The organism is Tenacibaculum sp. M1.3A, from assembly GCF_057732375.1.
The window spans coordinates 543544-563170 of the sequence record NZ_JBYJEF010000002.1; the positions used below are offsets into that span (position 1 = coordinate 543544).

Annotated in this window: 16 protein-coding genes; 11 read left to right on the forward strand and 5 right to left on the reverse strand. The window is 31.9% G+C overall.

The features are described from left to right. Positions 1–300: 300 nt before the first annotated feature. Positions 301–3471, forward strand: a complete 3171-nt coding sequence (locus AC28QF_RS05175; protein ID WP_488200437.1) for a S41 family peptidase — start codon at positions 301–303, stop codon at positions 3469–3471. Between the two features lie 87 nt (positions 3472–3558). Then, positions 3559–5673 (forward strand): DNA helicase RecQ, encoded by a 2115-nt coding sequence (gene recQ / locus AC28QF_RS05180; RefSeq protein ID WP_488200436.1) that lies wholly within the window; start codon positions 3559–3561, stop codon positions 5671–5673. A gap of 170 nt (positions 5674–5843) precedes the next feature. On the opposite strand, the gene AC28QF_RS05185 is transcribed toward recQ, so the two are convergent. After that, positions 5844–6467, reverse strand: a complete 624-nt coding sequence (locus tag AC28QF_RS05185; RefSeq protein ID WP_488200435.1) for a hypothetical protein — start codon at positions 6465–6467, stop codon at positions 5844–5846. Beyond that, on the reverse strand, positions 6451–6933 hold the full coding sequence (locus AC28QF_RS05190; RefSeq protein WP_488200434.1) for an RNA polymerase sigma factor: 483 nt from the start codon (positions 6931–6933) through the stop codon (positions 6451–6453). The genes AC28QF_RS05185 and AC28QF_RS05190 overlap by 17 nt, the downstream gene beginning before the upstream one ends. A 120-nt stretch (positions 6934–7053) precedes the next feature. Here AC28QF_RS05190 and AC28QF_RS05195 point away from each other — a divergent pair, with 120 nt between their 5' ends. From AC28QF_RS05195 to AC28QF_RS05210, 4 genes are read left to right on the forward strand one after another with little or no spacing between them, the layout of a single operon-like run. Then, entirely contained in the window at positions 7054–7560 is a 507-nt protein-coding gene (locus AC28QF_RS05195; protein WP_488200433.1) for a GbsR/MarR family transcriptional regulator, read from the forward strand. A gap of 38 nt (positions 7561–7598) precedes the next feature. Then, entirely contained in the window at positions 7599–7970 is a 372-nt protein-coding gene (locus AC28QF_RS05200; protein WP_488200432.1) for a hypothetical protein, read from the forward strand. Further along, on the forward strand, positions 7967–8311 hold the full coding sequence (locus tag AC28QF_RS05205; protein ID WP_488200431.1) for a hypothetical protein: 345 nt from the start codon (positions 7967–7969) through the stop codon (positions 8309–8311). Before AC28QF_RS05200 ends, AC28QF_RS05205 begins: the two co-directional genes overlap by 4 nt. A gap of 2 nt (positions 8312–8313) precedes the next feature. Further along, positions 8314–8688, forward strand: coding sequence for a hypothetical protein (locus AC28QF_RS05210; protein ID WP_488200430.1), 375 nt, complete (start codon positions 8314–8316; stop codon positions 8686–8688). 83 nt (positions 8689–8771) lie between these two features. Here AC28QF_RS05210 and AC28QF_RS05215 read toward each other — a convergent pair whose 3' ends face one another. From AC28QF_RS05215 to AC28QF_RS05225, 3 genes are all read right to left on the reverse strand, one after another. Continuing rightward, positions 8772–9407 carry a peroxiredoxin-like family protein gene (locus AC28QF_RS05215; protein ID WP_488200429.1) on the reverse strand — a complete coding sequence of 212 codons (636 nt, stop codon included), beginning with the start codon at positions 9405–9407 and terminating at the stop codon, positions 8772–8774. A 199-nt stretch (positions 9408–9606) separates the two neighbouring features. Beyond that, entirely contained in the window at positions 9607–13041 is a 3435-nt protein-coding gene (locus tag AC28QF_RS05220) for a methylmalonyl-CoA mutase family protein (RefSeq protein ID WP_488200428.1), read from the reverse strand. 446 nt (positions 13042–13487) lie between these two features. Further along, positions 13488–14372, reverse strand: a complete 885-nt coding sequence (locus tag AC28QF_RS05225; RefSeq protein WP_488200427.1) for a LysR family transcriptional regulator — start codon at positions 14370–14372, stop codon at positions 13488–13490. Positions 14373–14451: 79 nt separating this feature from the next. Between AC28QF_RS05225 and hutH the strand changes: the two genes are divergently transcribed. The 5 genes from hutH (at position 14452) to AC28QF_RS05250 (ending at position 19537) form a co-directional block, all read left to right on the forward strand. Next, positions 14452–15939: a histidine ammonia-lyase gene (gene hutH / locus AC28QF_RS05230; RefSeq protein ID WP_488200426.1), complete on the forward strand. Its 1488-nt coding sequence runs from the start codon at positions 14452–14454 to the stop codon at positions 15937–15939. A gap of 10 nt (positions 15940–15949) precedes the next feature. Next, positions 15950–17977, forward strand: coding sequence for a urocanate hydratase (hutU, locus tag AC28QF_RS05235; protein WP_488200425.1), 2028 nt, complete (start codon positions 15950–15952; stop codon positions 17975–17977). A gap of 11 nt (positions 17978–17988) precedes the next feature. Then, positions 17989–18519, forward strand: coding sequence for a DUF4136 domain-containing protein (locus AC28QF_RS05240; protein ID WP_488200424.1), 531 nt, complete (start codon positions 17989–17991; stop codon positions 18517–18519). A gap of 87 nt (positions 18520–18606) precedes the next feature. After that, positions 18607–18771, forward strand: a complete 165-nt coding sequence (locus AC28QF_RS05245; protein WP_488200423.1) for a C1orf53 family protein — start codon at positions 18607–18609, stop codon at positions 18769–18771. Positions 18772–18835: 64 nt separating this feature from the next. Continuing rightward, the gene (locus AC28QF_RS05250) at positions 18836–19537 is read left to right on the forward strand and encodes a DUF4197 domain-containing protein (RefSeq protein WP_488200422.1); all 702 of its coding nucleotides are present in this window, start codon (positions 18836–18838) and stop codon (positions 19535–19537) included. Positions 19538–19627 lie beyond the last annotated feature (90 nt).

The following is a 19627-nucleotide window of genomic DNA, read 5'->3' on the forward strand; positions in this document are numbered from 1 at the left end:
AAAAAATACTCCTTTTACATAATTTTTATGTAGTGAGTATTTTAATATCCTGCGTTAGTACCTACTAAAACCAAGCCAAAGCTGAAAAAGTAGCATGTTTTTATTTGAAAAGACAAATGTTTTAGCTTAATAACGAGAATAATGATTTATAGTCGCTTATATATAGCATATCTAATTCATTTATTTTATCAATAATCGGAAAAGATGTCAGTTGTTATTTGTTCTAAGACTGTTAAAAAGTCTTAAAATTTTCTGATAAGGTTACGAATACTTTAATTTCGTTTGCATAAAATTAATCGGATGTTAAAAAAAAATCTATTTCTACTCGCAATGCTATTTAGTTTTGGTGTTTTAGTTTCTCAAAATTCTTTAATTCGAAAACCTGCTATTAGCAATGATGGTTCAAAAATGGCCTTTAGTTATCATGGAGATATTTGGGTGTATAATTTGAATAATAAAGAATCTAAAAGGCTAACAATTCATAAAGGTTATGAGAGTAATCCGGTGTGGAATACTGATGATACCGAAATTGCATTTTCATCAAACAGAAAAGGAAATGACAACGTGTTTACAACCTCTCTTAATGGAGGTGTACCAAAACAACTAACGTATTATCCAACGGCGAATATTCCTACAGGTTGGACTTCAGAAGGAGCGATTGTATTTACAACAGGTAGAGTTTATCGCGGCCCAGAATGGGATAAGCAAATGTATACCGTAAATGAAAATGGCGGAACACCAGAGCGATTATTAACAGCTTACGGCGAGTTAGCTTCAGTTTCTCCTAACGGAAAATTAATAGCGTTTACCAAAGGAGCTTGTCGTATTGCGCGTGAAGATTATTCGGGTTCTGCACAAAGAGATATTTGGATTTATAATACAGATACCAAAAAATACAATCAAATTACAACAAGTAACAAAAACGACCATTCTCCTAAATGGGATGCTGCTGGAAACTTATATTATATCGCCGCAAAAAGCGGACGTTATAATGTATATAAACAGCCAATCTCTTCAAACGGAACAGCTAATGGAAACGTAACTCAATTAACATCAGAGAAAAAAGATGGAGTTAGAGAATTTTCAGTAAGCAATAGCGGGGCGTTTATTTACTTAAGTGGTGTAAATTTATTTAAAGTTGAAAATGGTTCTACACAAAAAATAAGTTTAAAACTTTCTTCGGATAATCGTTTTGAGGAAGAAATAACAAAAACAGTTACTAACGAAATTAGTAGTTACGCAGTTTCACCTAACGGAAAAAGTATTGCACTTGAAATTAACGGTGAAATTTTTGTAAAAGAAAACAACAAAGAAAAGAAGCGCTCTAATAATGTAAGCAAGCATTTGTTTAGAGATCGTAATCCGCAATGGATAAATGATAAAACAGTTGTTTTTTCTTCGGATAGAGATGGTGTTTATCAATTATATAGTGCAGTTTCTACAGATACATTGGTTGGTTTACACCGAAGTTTAAAAACAAAGGTGACCAAATTAACGAATCATAAGGAAGATGTAATTGGGTCGTTAGTATCTCCTGATGGAAAAAAAATAGCTTATCAAGTTGGTCGTGGGATTTTAATGATTGCCGATTTAAAAGATGGTAAAATTGTTAAATCGAAAGAATACTCAAACTCTTGGGCTGCTACCGAAGATGTTTCTTGGAGTCCGGATAGTAAATATATAGCGTATTCTCAAGAAGATTTAAATTTCGATAGTGAAATATTCATTCAGTCGATTGCTGATAAATCTAAAAAGATGAACGTTTCAATGCATCCACGAAGTGATGCAAACCCAGTTTGGAGTGCAGATGGTAAAAAATTAGCATTTTTATCGAATAGAAGCGGAATGAACTATGATGTTTGGATGGTTTGGTTAGATAAAACAGATTGGGAAAAATCGAAAATTGATCACGAAGAAGGAAGTTATTATCCGAAGAAGAAAGAAAAAAAGGAAGATAAGTCTGATAAAAAGGATAAGAAAAAGAATAAAAAAACAGTTGTTGTTAAAATAGATCAAGATAAAATTTACGATCGTTTAGTGCAAGTAACTTCTTTACAGGATAATGAATACAGTCCGATGTTTAGTGCCGACAGTAAATTTATTTATTTTTCAGCAACTGATCCTGCAAGTAAAAAAAGAAGCACTTATAAAGTAAAGTGGGATGGAAGCAAGCCAAAAGCGATTAAAAGTGTAAGCGGTGCAAGAGGAATATCAGAAAATAAAGAAAAAGTTTATTTTACTTCAAGAGGAAGTTTAAATCAGTTAGATACCAAATCAGATAAAGTAACGAAGTTACCACATGCTGCAACCTACACAACAAACAGCAAGAAAGAATATGAGCAGGTTTTTGAAGAAGGTATTAGAGTGTTAACAGCAGGTTTTTACGATCCAGAATTTCACGGTTATGATTGGAATAATTTGGTGAAAAGATACAGACCTTGGGTTTTATCAGCAACAACACATCAAGATTATACGTACATGTATAATTTATTGTTAGGTCAGTTAAATGCGAGTCATATGGGTTATAGAGGTTCAGCTCCTAAAACCATAAACGACAAAGTAGGTTTGCTAGGTTTAGATGTGGTAAATACCAAAGATGGCGTAAAAGTGAATTATATTTTACAAAATACAGTTGCTGATAAATCGAAAAGCACTTTAAAAGTTGGCGATGTTATTACTGCTGTAAATGGAAATGAAATAGCTAAAAACACTAACTTTTATCAGCTATTGAAAAATACACAAGGTAACGAAGTGTTATTGAGTTTAAAGAACGGAAAAGATGTTGTGTTAAGACCGCAACGATCTATTAGAATTCAGCAATATGAAGCCTGGATAACGTCTCGTAAAAAATTAGTTGATGAATACTCAAACGGGCAATTAGGATACATTCATATACAGGGAATGAATATGCCAAGTTTCGAGCGTTTTGAACGTGAGTTAAAAGCAAGCGGTTACGGAAAAAAAGGAATTGTAATTGATGTGCGTTATAATGGTGGTGGCTGGACAACCGACCGATTAATGGCTGTTTTAAATGTAGATCAACATGCCTATACAGTGCCAAGAGGAGCCGCTAAAAGTTTAAAGAATAATAAGAAGTTCAATAAAAATTATCCGTTTAACGAACGTGCAATTTTATCAGTAAATACAAAGCCAGTAGTTGCCTTGTGTAATGAGAATAGTTATTCGAATGCTGAAATTTTTTCACATGCATTTAAAAACTTAGGCTTAGGTAAATTAGTAGGGCAACCAACATTCGGAGCCGTAGTTTCTACAGGATCTGCAAGATTACAAAACGGAGCTATTCGTATGCCGTTTAGAGCTTGGTTTGTGAAGAAATCAGGAAAAAACATGGAGAATGAAGCACCTGCAGTTCCAGATTATTTAGTAAAAAATGCTCCGGGTTGGAAAGAAAGAGGAGAAGACGCTCAATTGCAAAAAGCAGTTGAGGTTTTATTACAAGATTTAAAGTAACTGTTCCTTATTTATAAGTGATAATTAATAAATAAAATCAAGCATAGAAATTATTTTCTATGCTTTTTTTATGATTATTTTTGCAATATGATGCAGCTTACAGAAAAAGACTTACTTGTAAAATTAAAAGCAAATTTTGGTTACGATAGCTTTCGGTTACAACAGCAAGCAATTATAGAAAATGTTTTAAACAATAAAGATACTTTGGTAATTATGCCAACTGGTGGAGGAAAATCGATATGTTTTCAATTACCAGCATTATTTTTTGAAGGTATAACCGTAGTTGTTTCTCCGTTAATTGCCTTAATGAAAGATCAGGTAGATAGTTTAAAAGCAAACGGTATTGCAGCTACTTATTACAATAGCAGTCAATCATCCGAAGAACAACAGCAAGTTTTTGATTCGGTTATAAATAAAACAGTAAAGCTATTGTATGTGGCTCCAGAAAGTTTATCGTTGCTTCAAAATATTTTAAATCCAAATTACGTTAGTTGTATTGCGATTGATGAAGCACATTGTATTTCTGCTTGGGGTCATGATTTTAGACCGTCATATAAACAATTATCATTCTTAAAAAGAACATTGCCAAATGTTCCTATTGTGGCGTTAACCGCAACTGCAGATAAAGCTACACAAGAAGATATTTTAGAGCAATTAGCGGTTCCGCATGCTACTAAATATGTAAGTTCTTTTAACAGAGAAAACATCAGTTTAGAAGTTCGTCCTGCAAACGATAGAGTTCAGCAGATTATTAAATTTATCAATAAAAGACCGAATGAAGCTGGTATTGTGTATTGTTTAAGTAGAAAAGCTACAGAACAATTAGCGAGTAAATTAAAGCAACAAAATATAAATGCGAAAGCATATCATGCGGGATTAAATTTTGAGGAACGCGCCAAGAATCAAGAAGATTTTATTAAAGATGAAGTTCAGATTATTTGTGCTACTGTTGCATTTGGTATGGGAATCGATAAGTCAAACGTACGTTGGGTGATTCATTATAACATGCCTAAAAACATCGAAGGATATTATCAGGAAATCGGTCGTTCTGGGCGTGACGGATTACCAGCACAAGCATTACTTTTTCATAGTTATGCGGATGTAATTCAGCTGCGTCAGTTTATTGCAAATACAAGTAATAAAGAAGTTCAGGAAGCGAAGTTAGAAAGAATGAAGCAGTTTGCAGAAGCAACTGTGTGTAGGCGAAAAATTTTACTGAGTTATTTTGGAGAACTGATTGAGAAAAATTGTGGTAATTGTGATGTTTGTAAAAATCCTGTACAGTTTTTCGACGGAACAATTATAGCGCAAAAAGCACTTTCTGCAATTTATCGTCTGCAAGAAAAAGAAGCCATGGGTACGGTGATTGATGTTTTACGTGGTGCAAAAAATGCGGCGGTTTTAGATAAGAATTATCAAAATTTAAAAACCTACGGAATAGGAAATGATATTTCTTGGCAACACTGGCAACATTATATTGTTCAATTGATAAACCAAGGATATTGCCAAATAGCTTTTCATTTAAACAATACGCTACATTTAACAGATTTTTCTAAAAAAGTACTTTTCGATAAAGAAAAAATTCAATTAACAACTCCTGTTGAATTCAAATCAACTGAAAAAGCTATCAAAGCAAAAGGAAAAAAAACATCGAAATCAGTCGTAAAAGACACATTATTTGAACGTTTACGTAAATTACGATACAGAATTGCACAGGAAGAAAATATTGCAGCCTATTTAGTTTTTAGTGATGCTACTTTACGTGAGTTAGAAAATGAACGTCCGCAAACGGATAATGCTTTTTTAGCGATTAGTGGAGTCGGACAACGTAAATTAGAAGTGTATGGTGGCGAATTTATGGAAGAGATTAAAACTTTTGTAAAAGAGAAAAAGAAAGGGAAAAAAGATACAACGCTCGAAACTTATAACTTGTACAAAGAAGGTTTTTCGATTGATGAAATAGCAGACAAGAGAAACTTAAAAGCACAAACAATATTTTCGCATTTATCTAAATTGTATTTAGAAGGTAAAGATGTGAGTTTAGATAAATTTATTGATGCAGCAACTATTAAGTTAATAGCAAATGCTAAAAAAGTTTTAAAAAATGAACCAACTTTAAAGCCTTATTTCGAATTTTTAGGAGAGAAAGTTCCCTATGAGCAAATACGAATTGGATTGACGATTTTACAGAAGAAGCGATAAGTATTTTTTAGTTGTCTTTTGTGTAAAGTAATTGTGAATATATCATGCAATTAAAATGTCAGTTCGAGTAATTTTAATGTAGTGAAACGGAATTGAAATGTATCGAGAGCTAATGAACAACTTCTCGATACATTTTATATTCTAATAACTATATACACAAAACACTTTAACTATTGTTCGTTTTTTAAGTCTTCCATTTCTATAATAATAGCATCTAACTTCGAAATAAGGCTGGCATATACTATTTTTGTAGAAACGGTATAAACGATTCTTCCAATAATTGAAACGACAATAGCAACTAGCAATCCGACGCCTATAATTTTTAAGAAAGAAGTATCCGAAGAAATAAATTTAGATAAAAAACTATTTTCTTTAATACTAAAAGCAAGCGCGAAAATCGATAAAACAGCTAAAGGTATTACAAATACAAATAGCTTTTTAGTAGCTTTCATTATTATATTTATAATGATTTTGTATTTTTTTAAATAAGTTAGGTTGTCAGATGTAACATCAATAGTATTAAATTTTTTCAATAAATTGTTATTAAAAAAATAGAGACATACAATTAAGAAAGCACCGTAAAAACCTATAATAGCTTCAGAAAATATAGTCATACCTACAGCAACTATTATGGCCATAGGAATTAATCCTTTGTTATCAATTTCGTAAGTTCTTTTAATTTTAGAGATGACCGATTTAGATTTCTGATTGTATAAATTATTTATTTTTGGTGCAATTAAAGCTTCTTCTTTAATAAAGGCTTCATTCCATATTTTTTCAATTGATTTTTCCATCTAATATTACTTTTAATTGTTTTTTAATTCTGTTAATACGAACGGCAATGTTATTTGGGCTCGTTCCTATGATTTCTGCAATTTCTTTGTGTGGATTCTCTTCTAAATGCAGTAAAATTACTGCTCTGTCGACTTCAGATAATTTTTTAATAGCATCATATAACAAGTTTAAACTTTCGTTTTGAAAAGCAGTGTTTTTCTCAGATACTTCATGAAGAACTTCAATAGTATTGTGCTTGCGTTTATTCCTTTTAGAAAGTGTTAAGCATATGTTTAGGGTAATCCGATAAATCCAAGTACTCCATTTAGATTTTTCTTGAAAAGCATCTCTGCTTTTCCAAATTTGTAAACAGGCTTCTTGATAAAAATCTTCAAAATCCTCTTGAGAGTCCGTGTAAGCTCTACATATTTTAATTATAATACCTTTATGAGGTACAATAGATGTTGTGTAAAAATCGTTACTCAAAATTGTGTTTTATTAATTAGTATTCGCTTAATTAAAAGTATTACAAGATAATCGATAAAATTTAAATATTTTATTTTCAATAATTATTGAAAATTTAATAATTAGTTATATATTTGCCGTATGAACTTAGATGACGCAAAATTAAAATACATTCATACTTGGGGAAGTTTAGCTACAAGTTGGGGAATTAATAAGACAATGGCGCAAGTACACGCCTTATTGTTAGTGTCAACCAAACCAATGTCTGCAGATGCTATTATGGAAACTCTAAAAATATCTAGAGGAAACGTAAATATGAATGTAAGAGCATTAATAGATTGGGGAATTGTAAGTAAAGAGTTTGTAATAGGAGAGCGTAAGGAATTTTTTGTAGCTGATAAAGATATTTGGGAATTGTTTAAGCAAGTAACCAAAGAACGCAAAAAAAGAGAGATTGAACCTGTTTTAAAAGTTTTAGATGAGTTACAAAACGATGTAAATGATAATTCTGATGAAGCGATGGAGTTTAAAAAAGTAATGAAAGATTTAGCTACCGTAACAAATACAGTTAATACTATTCTTGATAAAACAATTAAGGCTGATGAGCATTGGTTATTATCAAGCTTTACCAAAATGATAAAAAAGTAAAAAAATTTAAAATAAAACTTTCAAATATTTCTGAAACTATGAAAATAAATATCTCAATAATGACATGGATTAATAGAGTTTTAATGACTCCTTTTTTAATACTCTTAATTTTATCAATTTTAGAAAACGATTTTCTCTCTTTAGCGGCTGTTTTGGCCTTTGTGATAGGAGTTTTTCAAGTGTTTTCATTCTTATTTACCTTGTTTTATTCGGGTAGTATTAACAAGTTTGAACGAAAATTAATGTTGATTTATGGTATAGCAGTTGTACTTTATTTTGGTGCTTGTTTTTTTGTTGGTGAATATAATGGCAATAAAAATCATATTATTTATTACATATTATGTGCCATACCTGTAGTCTTATCAATTCATTGGACTTATATTTTAGAAATGATAAAAAAAGAAATATGAGTCAATTCACATACATAATATACCTATTACTATCAAGTACAATTGTTCTTTGGGTAGGAGAGGCTTGTTATAAAAACGGACAAGTATATATTCTAAATTATTTTCCTGATAGAATCAATTTTGGAAACGGTATAAATAACCTTTTAAGAATAGCTTATTATTTATTAAACATTGGTTTAATCGTTTGGAGTTTAAATACAATGAATCATATAAATAGTTTAGAAGAAGTAATACTAGAAATAACAAAGAGGTTAAGTTATATGATTCTTATAATTGCCTCACTCCATTTTATCAATATTTATACAGTTTATTTAATTCACAAACACTTTAAAAATCAATAACTATGAATACTTCATTAGAATTAATTGCCTACATTATTTATTTACCAATAGCAATAGGATTAACAACGTTTGTATCATATCACCTTTTTAAAAATAGTAAAATATTTATGCTAGATATTTTTCATCAAAAGGTAGAAATTGCAATGGCAACAAATAAACTTTTTAAAATTGGTTTTTATTTATTAAATGTTGGTTTTGCGCTGCGTATTTTAGAAATATATAGTTTAGCTAGTTATAAAGATTTGGTAGAAACCTTAAGTGCTAAAATAGGAGGGTTCTCTATTTATTTAGGAGTTGTAATGATATTTTTTATCCTCTTTTTTTTAAAAGGAAGAAAAGCAAGTAAACAAACTACTTTAGAAATTGAAAATAGATAGGAATTAAAATCGATTCTTTTAACAATAAAAAGAAAAAAATCAGCTCAAGTACTTGAGCTGATTTTAAATTTTAAATCAGTAAATTAAAGTGCAGCAATAATATCTAAAGGCTCTGCTCTTAATTTATAATCTTCTGTAATAAAACTATAGGTTATTTTTTTGTCGGTTCCAATAATATAGGTCGCAGCAATAGGTAACTCATTCGAGTCATTTCCTTGGCTTTCTAATAAATCTATTCCGAATTTTTTATACAAAGTAGCTAACTCTTCTGGCAACTTATAAGTTAAACCTAAAGATTGTGCTAGTTCGTTATTCTTACTTGTTAAAATTTCGAAATCTAATTCGTTTTTTTCTTTAATAGTAAGTGTATTATCTGGTGTTTCAGGTGTAATAGCAACTAATGTTGCATTTTTCTCTTTAATTTGAGGCACTATATCTTGTAATGCTTTTAAAGCAAGATTACAATAAGGGCACCAACCACCTCTATAAAAAGTAAGTACCACTTTTCCTTTTTTAAGAAGTTCGTTAAGAGATGTTAATTCTCCCTTTGCATTGGGTAAAGAAAAATCAGGAAAATGGTCCCCTTTTTTTGTAGCATTTTTTATAATATCGGTATCTTCTAGTTTTTTAATACCAGTTTTCATGATGTTATTAGCTTCTTCTGGCATGTTTTTCGCACTATTATCAGCGTGCTCTTTTAATTGATCTGTAAGGTTCATGAATTTATTTTTTAAGTTGGTCTGTTTTTTATCAAAAACATTACAAATTATAGGAGGAAAGGAACCTAAAAAAATCAATAAAAAAACCTCATAAATTAATATGAGGTTTTATAATTATTAGCAAACATTGTTTGCAAGATCCCAAATCAAGTTTCGGATAAATGATTCATTAACTTTTTTATAAAAATTGGTTCTCTATTTACATGTTTCTTCTATATTGTCCACCAACTTTAAATAAAGCTTCGGTAATTTGGCCTAAAGAACAAAACTTGGTAGCTTCCATTAACTTATCAAATAAGTTTTCATTCTGAACCGCAGCTTCTTGTAAAATAGCCAATTGTTCTTGCACTTTTCCGTCGTTCGCTTTGTTTAAAATGCTTTTTGTTTTTATTTGATATTGCTTTTCTTCTTCCGTTGCACGGATAACTTCTGCAGGTTGTACTGTTGGAGAACCTTTAGAGCTTAAGAAAGTATTTACACCAATAATTGGGAATTCTCCTGTGTGTTTTAAAGTCTCGTAATACAAGCTTTCTTCTTGTATTTTAGAACGCTGATACATCGTTTCCATGGCTCCTAAAACACCACCACGTTCGGTTATTCTATCAAACTCTAACAATACTGCTTCTTCAACTAAATCGGTTAACTCTTCAATAATAAAAGCACCTTGAATAGGGTTTTCATTTTTAGTTAAACCTAATTCTTTATTGATAATTAACTGAATTGCCATTGCTCTACGTACTGATTCTTCAGTAGGTGTTGTAATTGCTTCATCATACGCATTGGTGTGTAATGAATTACAGTTATCGTTAATAGCATATAAAGCTTGTAATGTTGTACGTATATCGTTAAAATCAATTTCTTGTGCATGTAAAGAACGACCAGAAGTTTGAATATGATATTTTAACATTTGTGCTCTTGAATTTGCACCATATTTATGTTTCATGGCTTTTGCCCAAATTTTACGAGCTACACGACCAATTACCGAATATTCCGCATCGATTCCGTTAGAGAAAAAGAACGATAAATTTGGTCCGAATTTGTTGATGTCCATACCACGAGATAAGTAGTATTCAACATAGGTAAATCCGTTTGATAATGTCAACGCTAATTGTGTAATTGGGTTGGCACCAGCTTCAGCAATATGGTACCCAGAAATTGAAACCGAATAAAAATTACGAACTTGTTCTTTAATAAAGTATTCTTGAACATCTCCCATTAAACGCAAGGCGAATTCTGTAGAGAAAATACACGTGTTTTGAGCCTGATCTTCTTTTAAAATATCAGCTTGTACCGTACCACGAACTTGTGCTAAGGTTGTTTTTTTAATTTCGGCATATACATCTGCAGGTAAAATCATATCACCTGTTAAACCTAAAAGCATCAATCCTAACCCGTCATTTCCTTCAGGTAATTTACCTTGATAAACAGGTCTTTCTAAATTTTTTGAATCGTAAATTTCTTTAAACTTCGCTTCAACTTGTTTTTCTAACTTGTTTTCTTTGATATATTTCTCACAATTCTGATCGATAGCTGCATTCATGAAAAAACCTAACAACATTGGTGCAGGACCATTAATTGTTAAACTTACAGATGTTAAAGCATGTGTTAATTCGAAACCAGAAAATAATTTTTTGGCATCATCTAAGCAGCATATAGAAACTCCTGCGTTACCAATTTTTCCGTAAATATCAGGTCTTACTCCTGGGTCATTACCGTATAAAGTAACCGAATCGAAAGCTGTTGATAAACGCTTTGCAGGCATTCCTAAACTTACGTAATGAAAACGTCTGTTCGTACGCTCTGGACCACCTTCACCAGCAAACATTCTTGTTGGATCTTCACCTGTTCTTTTAAACGGATACAATCCTGCAGTATAAGGAAACTCTCCTGGAACATTTTCTTGTAAATTCCAACGTAATAAATCTCCCCAAGCTTGGTATTTTGGTAAGGCTACTTTCGGAACTTGTGTATGTGATAAAGTTTCACTGTGTGTATCTATATTTATAATTTTATCTCTTACTTTAAAGCTATAAACAGGGTCTTTATATTTTTTTACTTTATCAGCCCAGTTTAAAATAATCTCCCAGTTATGAGGGTCGAAATTTAACTTTACTTTATCGAATTGAGCGATCAATAATTTTAAGAACTCTTTGTCATCTCGAGCGGAGTCGAGAGACAGAATCACATCCGAATCCAATCCAATTTTAGAAATGGCAACATTCGAATTTGTAATAGATTCGATAGTTTGATAAATACCATATAATTTCTGAGCAACGATAACCTGACTATCTACCTTTTTATCATAAGCTCTATTGCTTTCTGATATTTCAGATAAATAACGAACTCTGCTTGGCGGAATTACAAATATCTTTTCAGACATTTCTTTGGTAATTTCCATCTTCGATTTTAAGTCAACTCCCGTTTTTTCAACAACCTTATCCATAATACGTTTGTACAACGTATTCATTCCTGGATCATTAAACTGAGAAGCAATGGTTCCGAAAACTGGCATATCATCCATATGAACATCCCAAAGGTTATTGTTACGCATGTATTGTTTCTTTACATCACGAATGGCATCTAAAGCACCACGCTTATCAAATTTGTTAAGAGCAACTAAATCCGCAAAATCAAGCATGTCGATTTTTTCTAACTGCGTTGCCGCTCCAAATTCTGGTGTCATCACATATAACGATGTATCTGAATGTTCAATAATTTCGGTATCTGATTGCCCAATACCCGAAGTTTCTAAAATAATTAAATTAAACTCAGCAGCTTTTAAAACCTGTACAGCTTCGTTTACATATTTTGATAACGCTAAGTTAGATTGACGCGTAGCAAGCGAACGCATATATACACGATCGTTATTAATCGCATTCATACGAATACGGTCTCCTAATAGAGCTCCTCCTGTTTTTCTTTTTGATGGATCAACAGAAATTAATCCAACTGTTTTTTCTGGGAAATCGACTAAAAAGCGACGTACTAACTCGTCTACTAAACTCGATTTACCTGAACCACCAGTTCCGGTGATTCCTAAAACCGGCGTTTTAGAATCTTTATTTTTTTCGTGAATTGCCGCTAAAGTTTCTTTCGCTACTTCAGGAAAGTTTTCTGCCGAAGAAATAATACGCGCAATGCTTCCTATTTCTTTATCCGCTAAATGCTTAATCTCATCGGTTAAAACATCACCAATTGCAAAATCAGAAGTTTTTACTAAATCGTTAATCATTCCTTGTAAACCAAGTTCACGACCATCATCTGGAGAATAGATACGTGTAATTCCATAATCCATCAATTCTTTAATTTCATCTGGAAGAATTACACCACCACCACCACCAAAAATTCTGATGTGGTTAGCACCTTTTTCTTTTAATAAATCATACATGTATTTAAAATACTCATTGTGCCCTCCTTGGTAAGATGTAATTGCAATCGCGTTTGCATCTTCCTGAATAGCACAATTAACTACTTCTTCAACACTTCTATCATGCCCAAGATGAATTACTTCTACTCCTGTAGATTGAATAATTCTTCGCATAATATTTATGGCAGCATCATGGCCATCAAATAATGCAGCAGCAGTTACAATTCGTACTTTATGTATAGGTTTATAGGGTGCTATTTGTTCCATTCGTAAATTTTATAAAAAATTGGTTGTGCAATTTACGAATTTCTTAAAAGATATAAGAATTGTTTATGGATTATAAATAGTTAAGAAAAGCCCAAAACTTTCTTTTTTCTATATAGTATAAATTATTTTCATTTAGATAAGCTTCGCGTTCAAAACTTAAATTTTTATAGGCTTTAAATTTGTCTTTATATTTTAAAAATTTAATAAACCATTCTATAAAGTAAAATAGAAAAAAGAAGATGATAAAAAGCTCTCGTTGCTGCTCTAAATGTATTTTTTCGTGATTTACAAGTTCAGCGTTATGCTTTAAATCTTTTCTTTTTAAAAAGATAAAAGGATATAAGGTTACTCCAACAAACCCTTTAGGAACCATATGTTTAGAAACGAGAATCATCAATAATTAAGAGAGATTTATAGGTAAAAATACTCATTTATACCGTAACTATTTATGACTTAATCTTATTTAGAAGTGATTTTAAAACTAGATTTCTATTATTTTTATCCCAAACTACCGATAAAGTGGTACGTTGCGGTATGTTTTTCAGTTGAATAAACTTCACGTTCATGTCATAGCCGTGTTGTAATGATTTTGGTACAATTGATAAACCAAAATTATTTTCTACTAGTTTGTAAATAGATGCAGCATGAATGGTATTGTGCGTAACAAGGGGAGTAAAATTACTGTCATCGAAAATTTGCATTACTTTTTCAAAATAAGACGGACTGTAAGAAGGATCAAAAAGAATAAAAGATTCGTTTTTTAATTGATGCATTCCTTTAAAATTATTTTCATTCACAGGATGGTTTTTAGGTAAAACCAAACAAAACGATTCTTTTAAAAGAGGTTTTATAGCAAGCCCTCTTGGTACACGATCTAGCCTCACAAAACCTACATCAATATCATTAGAAAGCAAACTGTCTATCTGTTTTTTATTGTCCATTTCCTTTAGCCCGAACTGAATATTGGGGTATTCTTTTTTAAACTCAACTAATAAGTTAGGAATAATATTTTGCATTGCAGAACCAACGTAACCAAAGTTTAAATGCCCGTCTTTTCCGTCTTGTAAAAGTTTAGCATTCTCAAAAATATGGTTGAGGTTTTTTAAGCTTTGGGTAAGTTCGCCCTTAAGATATATACCTGCTTCGGTTAATGCTACCTTTCGATTATGACGCACAAATAATTGAATTTCTAAATCTTCTTCCATTTGTTTTATTTGTCTACTTAAACCTGGTTGAGAAATAAAGAGTCTTTCAGCAGCTTTTCGAAAGTGTAAATCTTCAGCAACTGCTAAAAAATAACGGAGATGTCTTAATTCTATTTGATTACTCATGGTTATTAAATATTGATTATTTAAGTCTTATTAGTTATCAAAAATAAAAATAACTTTGTTAAAAAGATAATAGAAACCGATGTTTAAATACGGAATAGATAAATTAACTGTAAATAAGGTAATTGCAATTGCAGAAGGCACTTTAAAAGCAATGATTACCAGCGATGCTGTTAAGGCAGTAAATGAATGTAGAAGAAAGGTAGAGGTAATGGCAAATTCTGATGTTGCTACTTATGGTATTAACACTGGTTTTGGTCCTTTATGTGATGTGCAAATTTCACCTGCAGAAACAAGTAAATTACAGGAAAATCTATTAATTACCCATGCTGTTGGTGTAGGGAATCCTATTGATAAAAAATTATCTAAAATTATGATGATTTGTAAAGTACATGCACTTTGTCAAGGTTTTTCGGGAGTGCGATTAGAATTAATAGAACGTATTATTTATTTTATAGAAAATGATTTATTACCAATTGTGCCAGAGCAAGGATCAGTTGGCGCATCGGGAGATCTAGCGCCGTTATCGCACTTGTTTTTACCATTGTTAGGTGAAGGTGAATTTTGGCAAGAAGGAGAAATCATTCCAGCAAAGGAAATCTTAAAAAAGCACAATTTAGCACCGTTAACTTTAATGGCTAAAGAAGGTTTAGGATTAATTAACGGAACGCAATTTATTTTAGCACACGCCATTTTGGGATTAAAAAAAATGGAATATGTTTTAGATTTAGCAGATGTTGTCGGAGCAATGACATTAGAAGGTTATTCAGGAAATGTGTCGCCATTTAAAGAAGAACTGCATTTAATTCGTCCGTTTAAAGGAAACTTAAAAGTAGCAGAACGTATGCGTATGTTATTAAAAGATTCTAAAAATGCGGATGATAATAGTTTTCCAAGAGTGCAAGATCCTTATTCAATACGTTGTATACCACAAGTGCATGGAGCATCTAGAAATGCGTATGTACATTTGTTTGAATTAGCTGAAATAGAAATGAATTCGGTTACCGATAACCCAATTGTATTAAGTGAAACAGAAGCAATATCTGGAGGGAATTTTCATGGTCAACCTTTAGCGATGGCATTAGATTATACCTCAATTGCAGCATCAGAATTAGGAAATATAGCTGACAGACGTTGTTATTTATTGTTAGAAGGAAAACATGGTTTGCCAAGATTGTTAACAGCAGCTGGTGGTTTAAATTCAGGGTTTATGATTCCGCAATATACTACCGCAGCTTTGGTTACCGAAAATAAATCGTTATGTTTTCCGCCTTCTGCAGATAGTGTTCCAACTTCATTAGGGCAAGAAGATCATGTGTCAATGGGAAGTGTTTCTGGGCGAAAATTCAATCAGATATTAGGGAACATTGATAAAATATTAGCGATAGAACTAATGTATGCTGCACAAGCAATGGATTTTAGAAGACCAAATACATTTTCGCCAATATTAGAAGAAAACTTCAAAATTATTAGAAATAAAGTAGCTAAGTTAGAAGAGGATCGTGTACTTAAAGATGATATAAATGCATTAATAAGTATGGTTAAAAATAGAGAGTTTACAGTTCGTTAAAAAAGAAATTATGAAGTCATTTAAAAAACAAATAAAACAAGGTATTCCAAGCGAGTTACCTGAAATGCCAGTTTATGATTCTTCAATAAACAGAGCGCCAAAACGTAAAGATATTTTAACGGCTGAAGAAAAAAAGTTAGCATTAAAAAATGCATTACGATATTTTGATAAAAAACACCACGAAGTTTTACTACCTGAATTTGCTAAGGAATTAGAAGATTATGGTAGAATTTACATGTACCGTTTTCGTCCTACGTATAAAATGCATGCAAGAGATATTAAGGAATATCCGGGTAAATGTACACAGGCAAAAGCAATCATGTTAATGATTCAAAATAATTTAGATTATGCAGTAGCTCAACATCCACATGAACTGATTACTTATGGAGGAAATGGCGCTGTTTTTTCTAACTGGGCACAATATTTATTAACGATGCAGTATTTGTCGAAAATGACAGATAAACAAACACTAACCATGTATTCTGGGCATCCGATGGGTTTATTTCCATCACATAAAGATGCACCAAGAGTGGTGGTTACGAACGGAATGATGATTCCGAATTACTCGAAACCAGATGATTTAGAAAAATTTAATGCGTTAGGTGTTACCCAGTACGGACAAATGACGGCAGGTAGTTATATGTATATCGGGCCACAAGGAATAGTGCATGGAACTACGATTACAGTATTAAATGCATTTAGAAAAATCAATAAAACACCAAAAGGAAACTTGTTTTTAACAGCAGGTTTAGGTGGTATGAGTGGAGCACAGCCAAAAGCAGGAAGTATTGCAGGTTGTATTACGGTGTGTGCTGAGGTGAATGCAAAGATTACTGAAATCCGTTTAAAACAAGGATGGATTGATGAAAAAATAACAGATTTAGATGCGTTAGTTGCCAGAGTAAAATTGGCAAAAGAAAGTAAAGAAACGGTATCAATCGCCTATTTAGGTAATATTGTTGATGTTTGGGAGAAATTCGATGAAACGAATGTTCATGTAGATTTAGGTTCAGATCAAACGTCGTTACACAATCCTTGGGCGGGAGGTTATTATCCTGCAGATATTTCTTTTGAAGATGCCAATGAAATGATGGCAAACGAGCCAGAATTGTTTAAAGACAAAGTACAAGAAACATTGCGCCGTCATGCAATTGCTATTAATAAGCACACTACAAAAGGAACGTATTTCTTTGATTACGGAAATGCTTTTTTATTAGAAGCAAGTAGAGCAGGAGCAATGGTATATAAAGATAATAATGGTAACTTCTGTGCGGCGAGTGAGTCAAAATTGGGAGGTGAAGCTTTCGCCTATCCGAGTTATGTACAGGATATTATGGGGCCTATGTGTTTCGATTACGGTTTTGGTCCATTTCGTTGGGTTTGCGCAAGTGGAAATCCAGAAGATTTGGCAAAAACAGATGCGATTGCTTGTAAAGTTTTAGAAAAAATTAAAAAAGATTCTCCAGAAGAAATTCAGCAACAAATGGCTGATAATATTCAGTGGATTAAAGGAGCGCAAGAGAATAAATTAGTAGTGGGTTCGCAAGCGCGTATTTTATATGCAGATGCAGAAGGGCGAACGAAAATTGCTGAAGCTTTTAATAAAGCTATCAAGAAAGGTAAAATAGGAAATGTAGTGTTGGGTCGTGATCATCACGATGTATCAGGTACCGATTCACCGTATCGTGAAACGTCTAATATTTACGATGGTTCTCGCTACACGGCCGATATGGCAATACAAAACGTAATTGGCGATAGCTTTAGAGGGGCTACCTGGGTTTCTATTCATAATGGCGGTGGCGTTGGCTGGGGAGAAGTTATTAATGGTGGATTTGGCATGCTTCTTGATGGTTCTAAGAGTGCATCAAGACGCTTAAAATCAATGCTTTTCTGGGATGTTAATAACGGAATAGCAAGAAGAAGTTGGGCAAGGAATGACGAAGCTGTTTTTGCTATAAAACGAGCAATGAAAGCCGAAAATGACTTGCAGGTTACCCTTCCTAATTTAGTGGATGATGCATTATTAGATAATTTATAAATCCTAAGAAAATGAAGATATCAAAATTACTTTTTTTGTCAATCATCGCTTTAATTATTACGTCATGTAGTGCTGTTAAAGTAACAACAGATTATGATACGAAAGTTGATTTTAATCAATACAAAACTTTTGCTTTTTATAAAAAAGGAATCGATAAAGCAACTATTTCAGATTTAGATAAAAAACGAATTATGCGTGCTGTTGAATCAGAATTAATGGCAAAAGGAATGACAAAATCACCCACACCAGATATTTTAGTGAGTCTGTTTACAAAGTCGCGTGAAAAAATAAATATAAATGATAATATGTATGGCGGATTTTATTATCCATATTATTACGGGATGAATCGAATGAGCGTTTCTCAGTATACAGAAGGAACCTTATTTGTTGATTTGTTAGATGCGAAAAAGAAAGAACTAGTTTGGCAAGGTGTTGGTACGGGAGCGTTAAAAACGAGTAATGTTGAAAAAAGAGAAGCTCGCGTTAAAGAATTTGTGAATGAAATAATGGCTAAATATCCACCAGAAAAAGGAAGGAAATAAATAATTCTTCTATAAAAAATAAAGAGATACATTAAATCAACAGTTAATAAATGCTGATTTAATGTATCTTTTTTTGATATTTGTACTATGAGAAATGAAATTTTAAGGGCAACTCCTGAAGAGTATTATATTAACGAAGACGGATATAGGGTTTTTAAAGAAACCTATCACTTAAGGAGAGGTTACTGTTGTAAAAGTGGCTGTAAACATTGCCCATATGGCTATGATAAAAAAACAGATAGCTTTCAATAAAACATTAAATAATGTGACAATTACAGCTTAATTGTTTCTAAAAGATATATTAAATCAAACAAACATGAAAAAAATTATAGCATTAGCATTTGTTGTTTTACTTACAGGATGCGCAGAATTACAGAAAGTTGTAAACCAATTACCACAAGGAGGTGTATTGTCACAGCAACAAATAGGAAATGGTTTACGCCAAGCATTAGATAACGGAATCGAAAATCAGGTTTCTAAACTAACAGCAAAAGATGGTTTTTATAGAAATAAACTAGTAAAAATTATTTTACCAAAAGAACTACAAGCGGTAGATAAAGGATTGCGTAAGATTGGTTTGAGTAGTTTAGCGGATGAAGGATTAAAAGCAATTAACAGAACTGCAGAAGATGCAGTTAAAACAGCAACGCCAATTTTTGTAAATGCAGTTAAAGAAATAAGTTTTAACGATGCTAAAAACATCTTATTAGGAGAGCAAAATGCAGCGACTTCTTATTTAAAAGGAAAAACAAATACAGCTTTATACAATCAATTTAATCCGGTTATTAAAAATTCTTTTGCAAAAGTAGGAGCAGATAAAATTTGGTCGAACTTAATAAATAAATACAATAGTATTCCTTTTGTAAAAAGAGTGAATCCAGATTTAACAGATTATGTTACAGGACAAGCTTTAAAAGGTGTTTTTACGATGATAGCAGTTGAAGAAAAAGGTATTCGTGAAAAAGCAGGTTTGCGTAACACAGCTTTATTACGCCAAGTATTTGCATTGCAAGATTAGTAAGTTATTAATCTTAAAAAATTCTAATAAAAGGTCTCACAAATTTGTGAGGCTTTTTTTATTAGAATAGGAAAAACACTTTTTTTTAAA

What these genes read in the sequence shown, in the direction of transcription:
- AC28QF_RS05175 (WP_488200437.1), top strand. Translation starts at nt 301, where the DNA reads ATGTTAAAAAAAAATCTATTTCTACTCGCAATGCTATTTAGTTTTGGT.
- recQ (WP_488200436.1), top strand. Translation starts at nt 3,559, where the DNA reads ATGATGCAGCTTACAGAAAAAGACTTACTTGTAAAATTAAAAGCAAAT.
- AC28QF_RS05185 (WP_488200435.1), bottom strand. Translation starts at nt 6,467, where the DNA reads ATGGAAAAATCAATTGAAAAAATATGGAATGAAGCCTTTATTAAAGAA.
- AC28QF_RS05195 (WP_488200433.1), top strand. Translation starts at nt 7,054, where the DNA reads ATGAACTTAGATGACGCAAAATTAAAATACATTCATACTTGGGGAAGT.
- AC28QF_RS05200 (WP_488200432.1), top strand. Translation starts at nt 7,599, where the DNA reads ATGAAAATAAATATCTCAATAATGACATGGATTAATAGAGTTTTAATG.
- AC28QF_RS05205 (WP_488200431.1), top strand. Translation starts at nt 7,967, where the DNA reads ATGAGTCAATTCACATACATAATATACCTATTACTATCAAGTACAATT.
- AC28QF_RS05210 (WP_488200430.1), top strand. Translation starts at nt 8,314, where the DNA reads ATGAATACTTCATTAGAATTAATTGCCTACATTATTTATTTACCAATA.
- AC28QF_RS05215 (WP_488200429.1), bottom strand. Translation starts at nt 9,407, where the DNA reads ATGAACCTTACAGATCAATTAAAAGAGCACGCTGATAATAGTGCGAAA.
- AC28QF_RS05220 (WP_488200428.1), bottom strand. Translation starts at nt 13,041, where the DNA reads ATGGAACAAATAGCACCCTATAAACCTATACATAAAGTACGAATTGTA.
- AC28QF_RS05225 (WP_488200427.1), bottom strand. Translation starts at nt 14,372, where the DNA reads ATGAGTAATCAAATAGAATTAAGACATCTCCGTTATTTTTTAGCAGTT.
- hutH (WP_488200426.1), top strand. Translation starts at nt 14,452, where the DNA reads ATGTTTAAATACGGAATAGATAAATTAACTGTAAATAAGGTAATTGCA.
- hutU (WP_488200425.1), top strand. Translation starts at nt 15,950, where the DNA reads ATGAAGTCATTTAAAAAACAAATAAAACAAGGTATTCCAAGCGAGTTA.
- AC28QF_RS05240 (WP_488200424.1), top strand. Translation starts at nt 17,989, where the DNA reads ATGAAGATATCAAAATTACTTTTTTTGTCAATCATCGCTTTAATTATT.
- AC28QF_RS05245 (WP_488200423.1), top strand. Translation starts at nt 18,607, where the DNA reads ATGAGAAATGAAATTTTAAGGGCAACTCCTGAAGAGTATTATATTAAC.
- AC28QF_RS05250 (WP_488200422.1), top strand. Translation starts at nt 18,836, where the DNA reads ATGAAAAAAATTATAGCATTAGCATTTGTTGTTTTACTTACAGGATGC.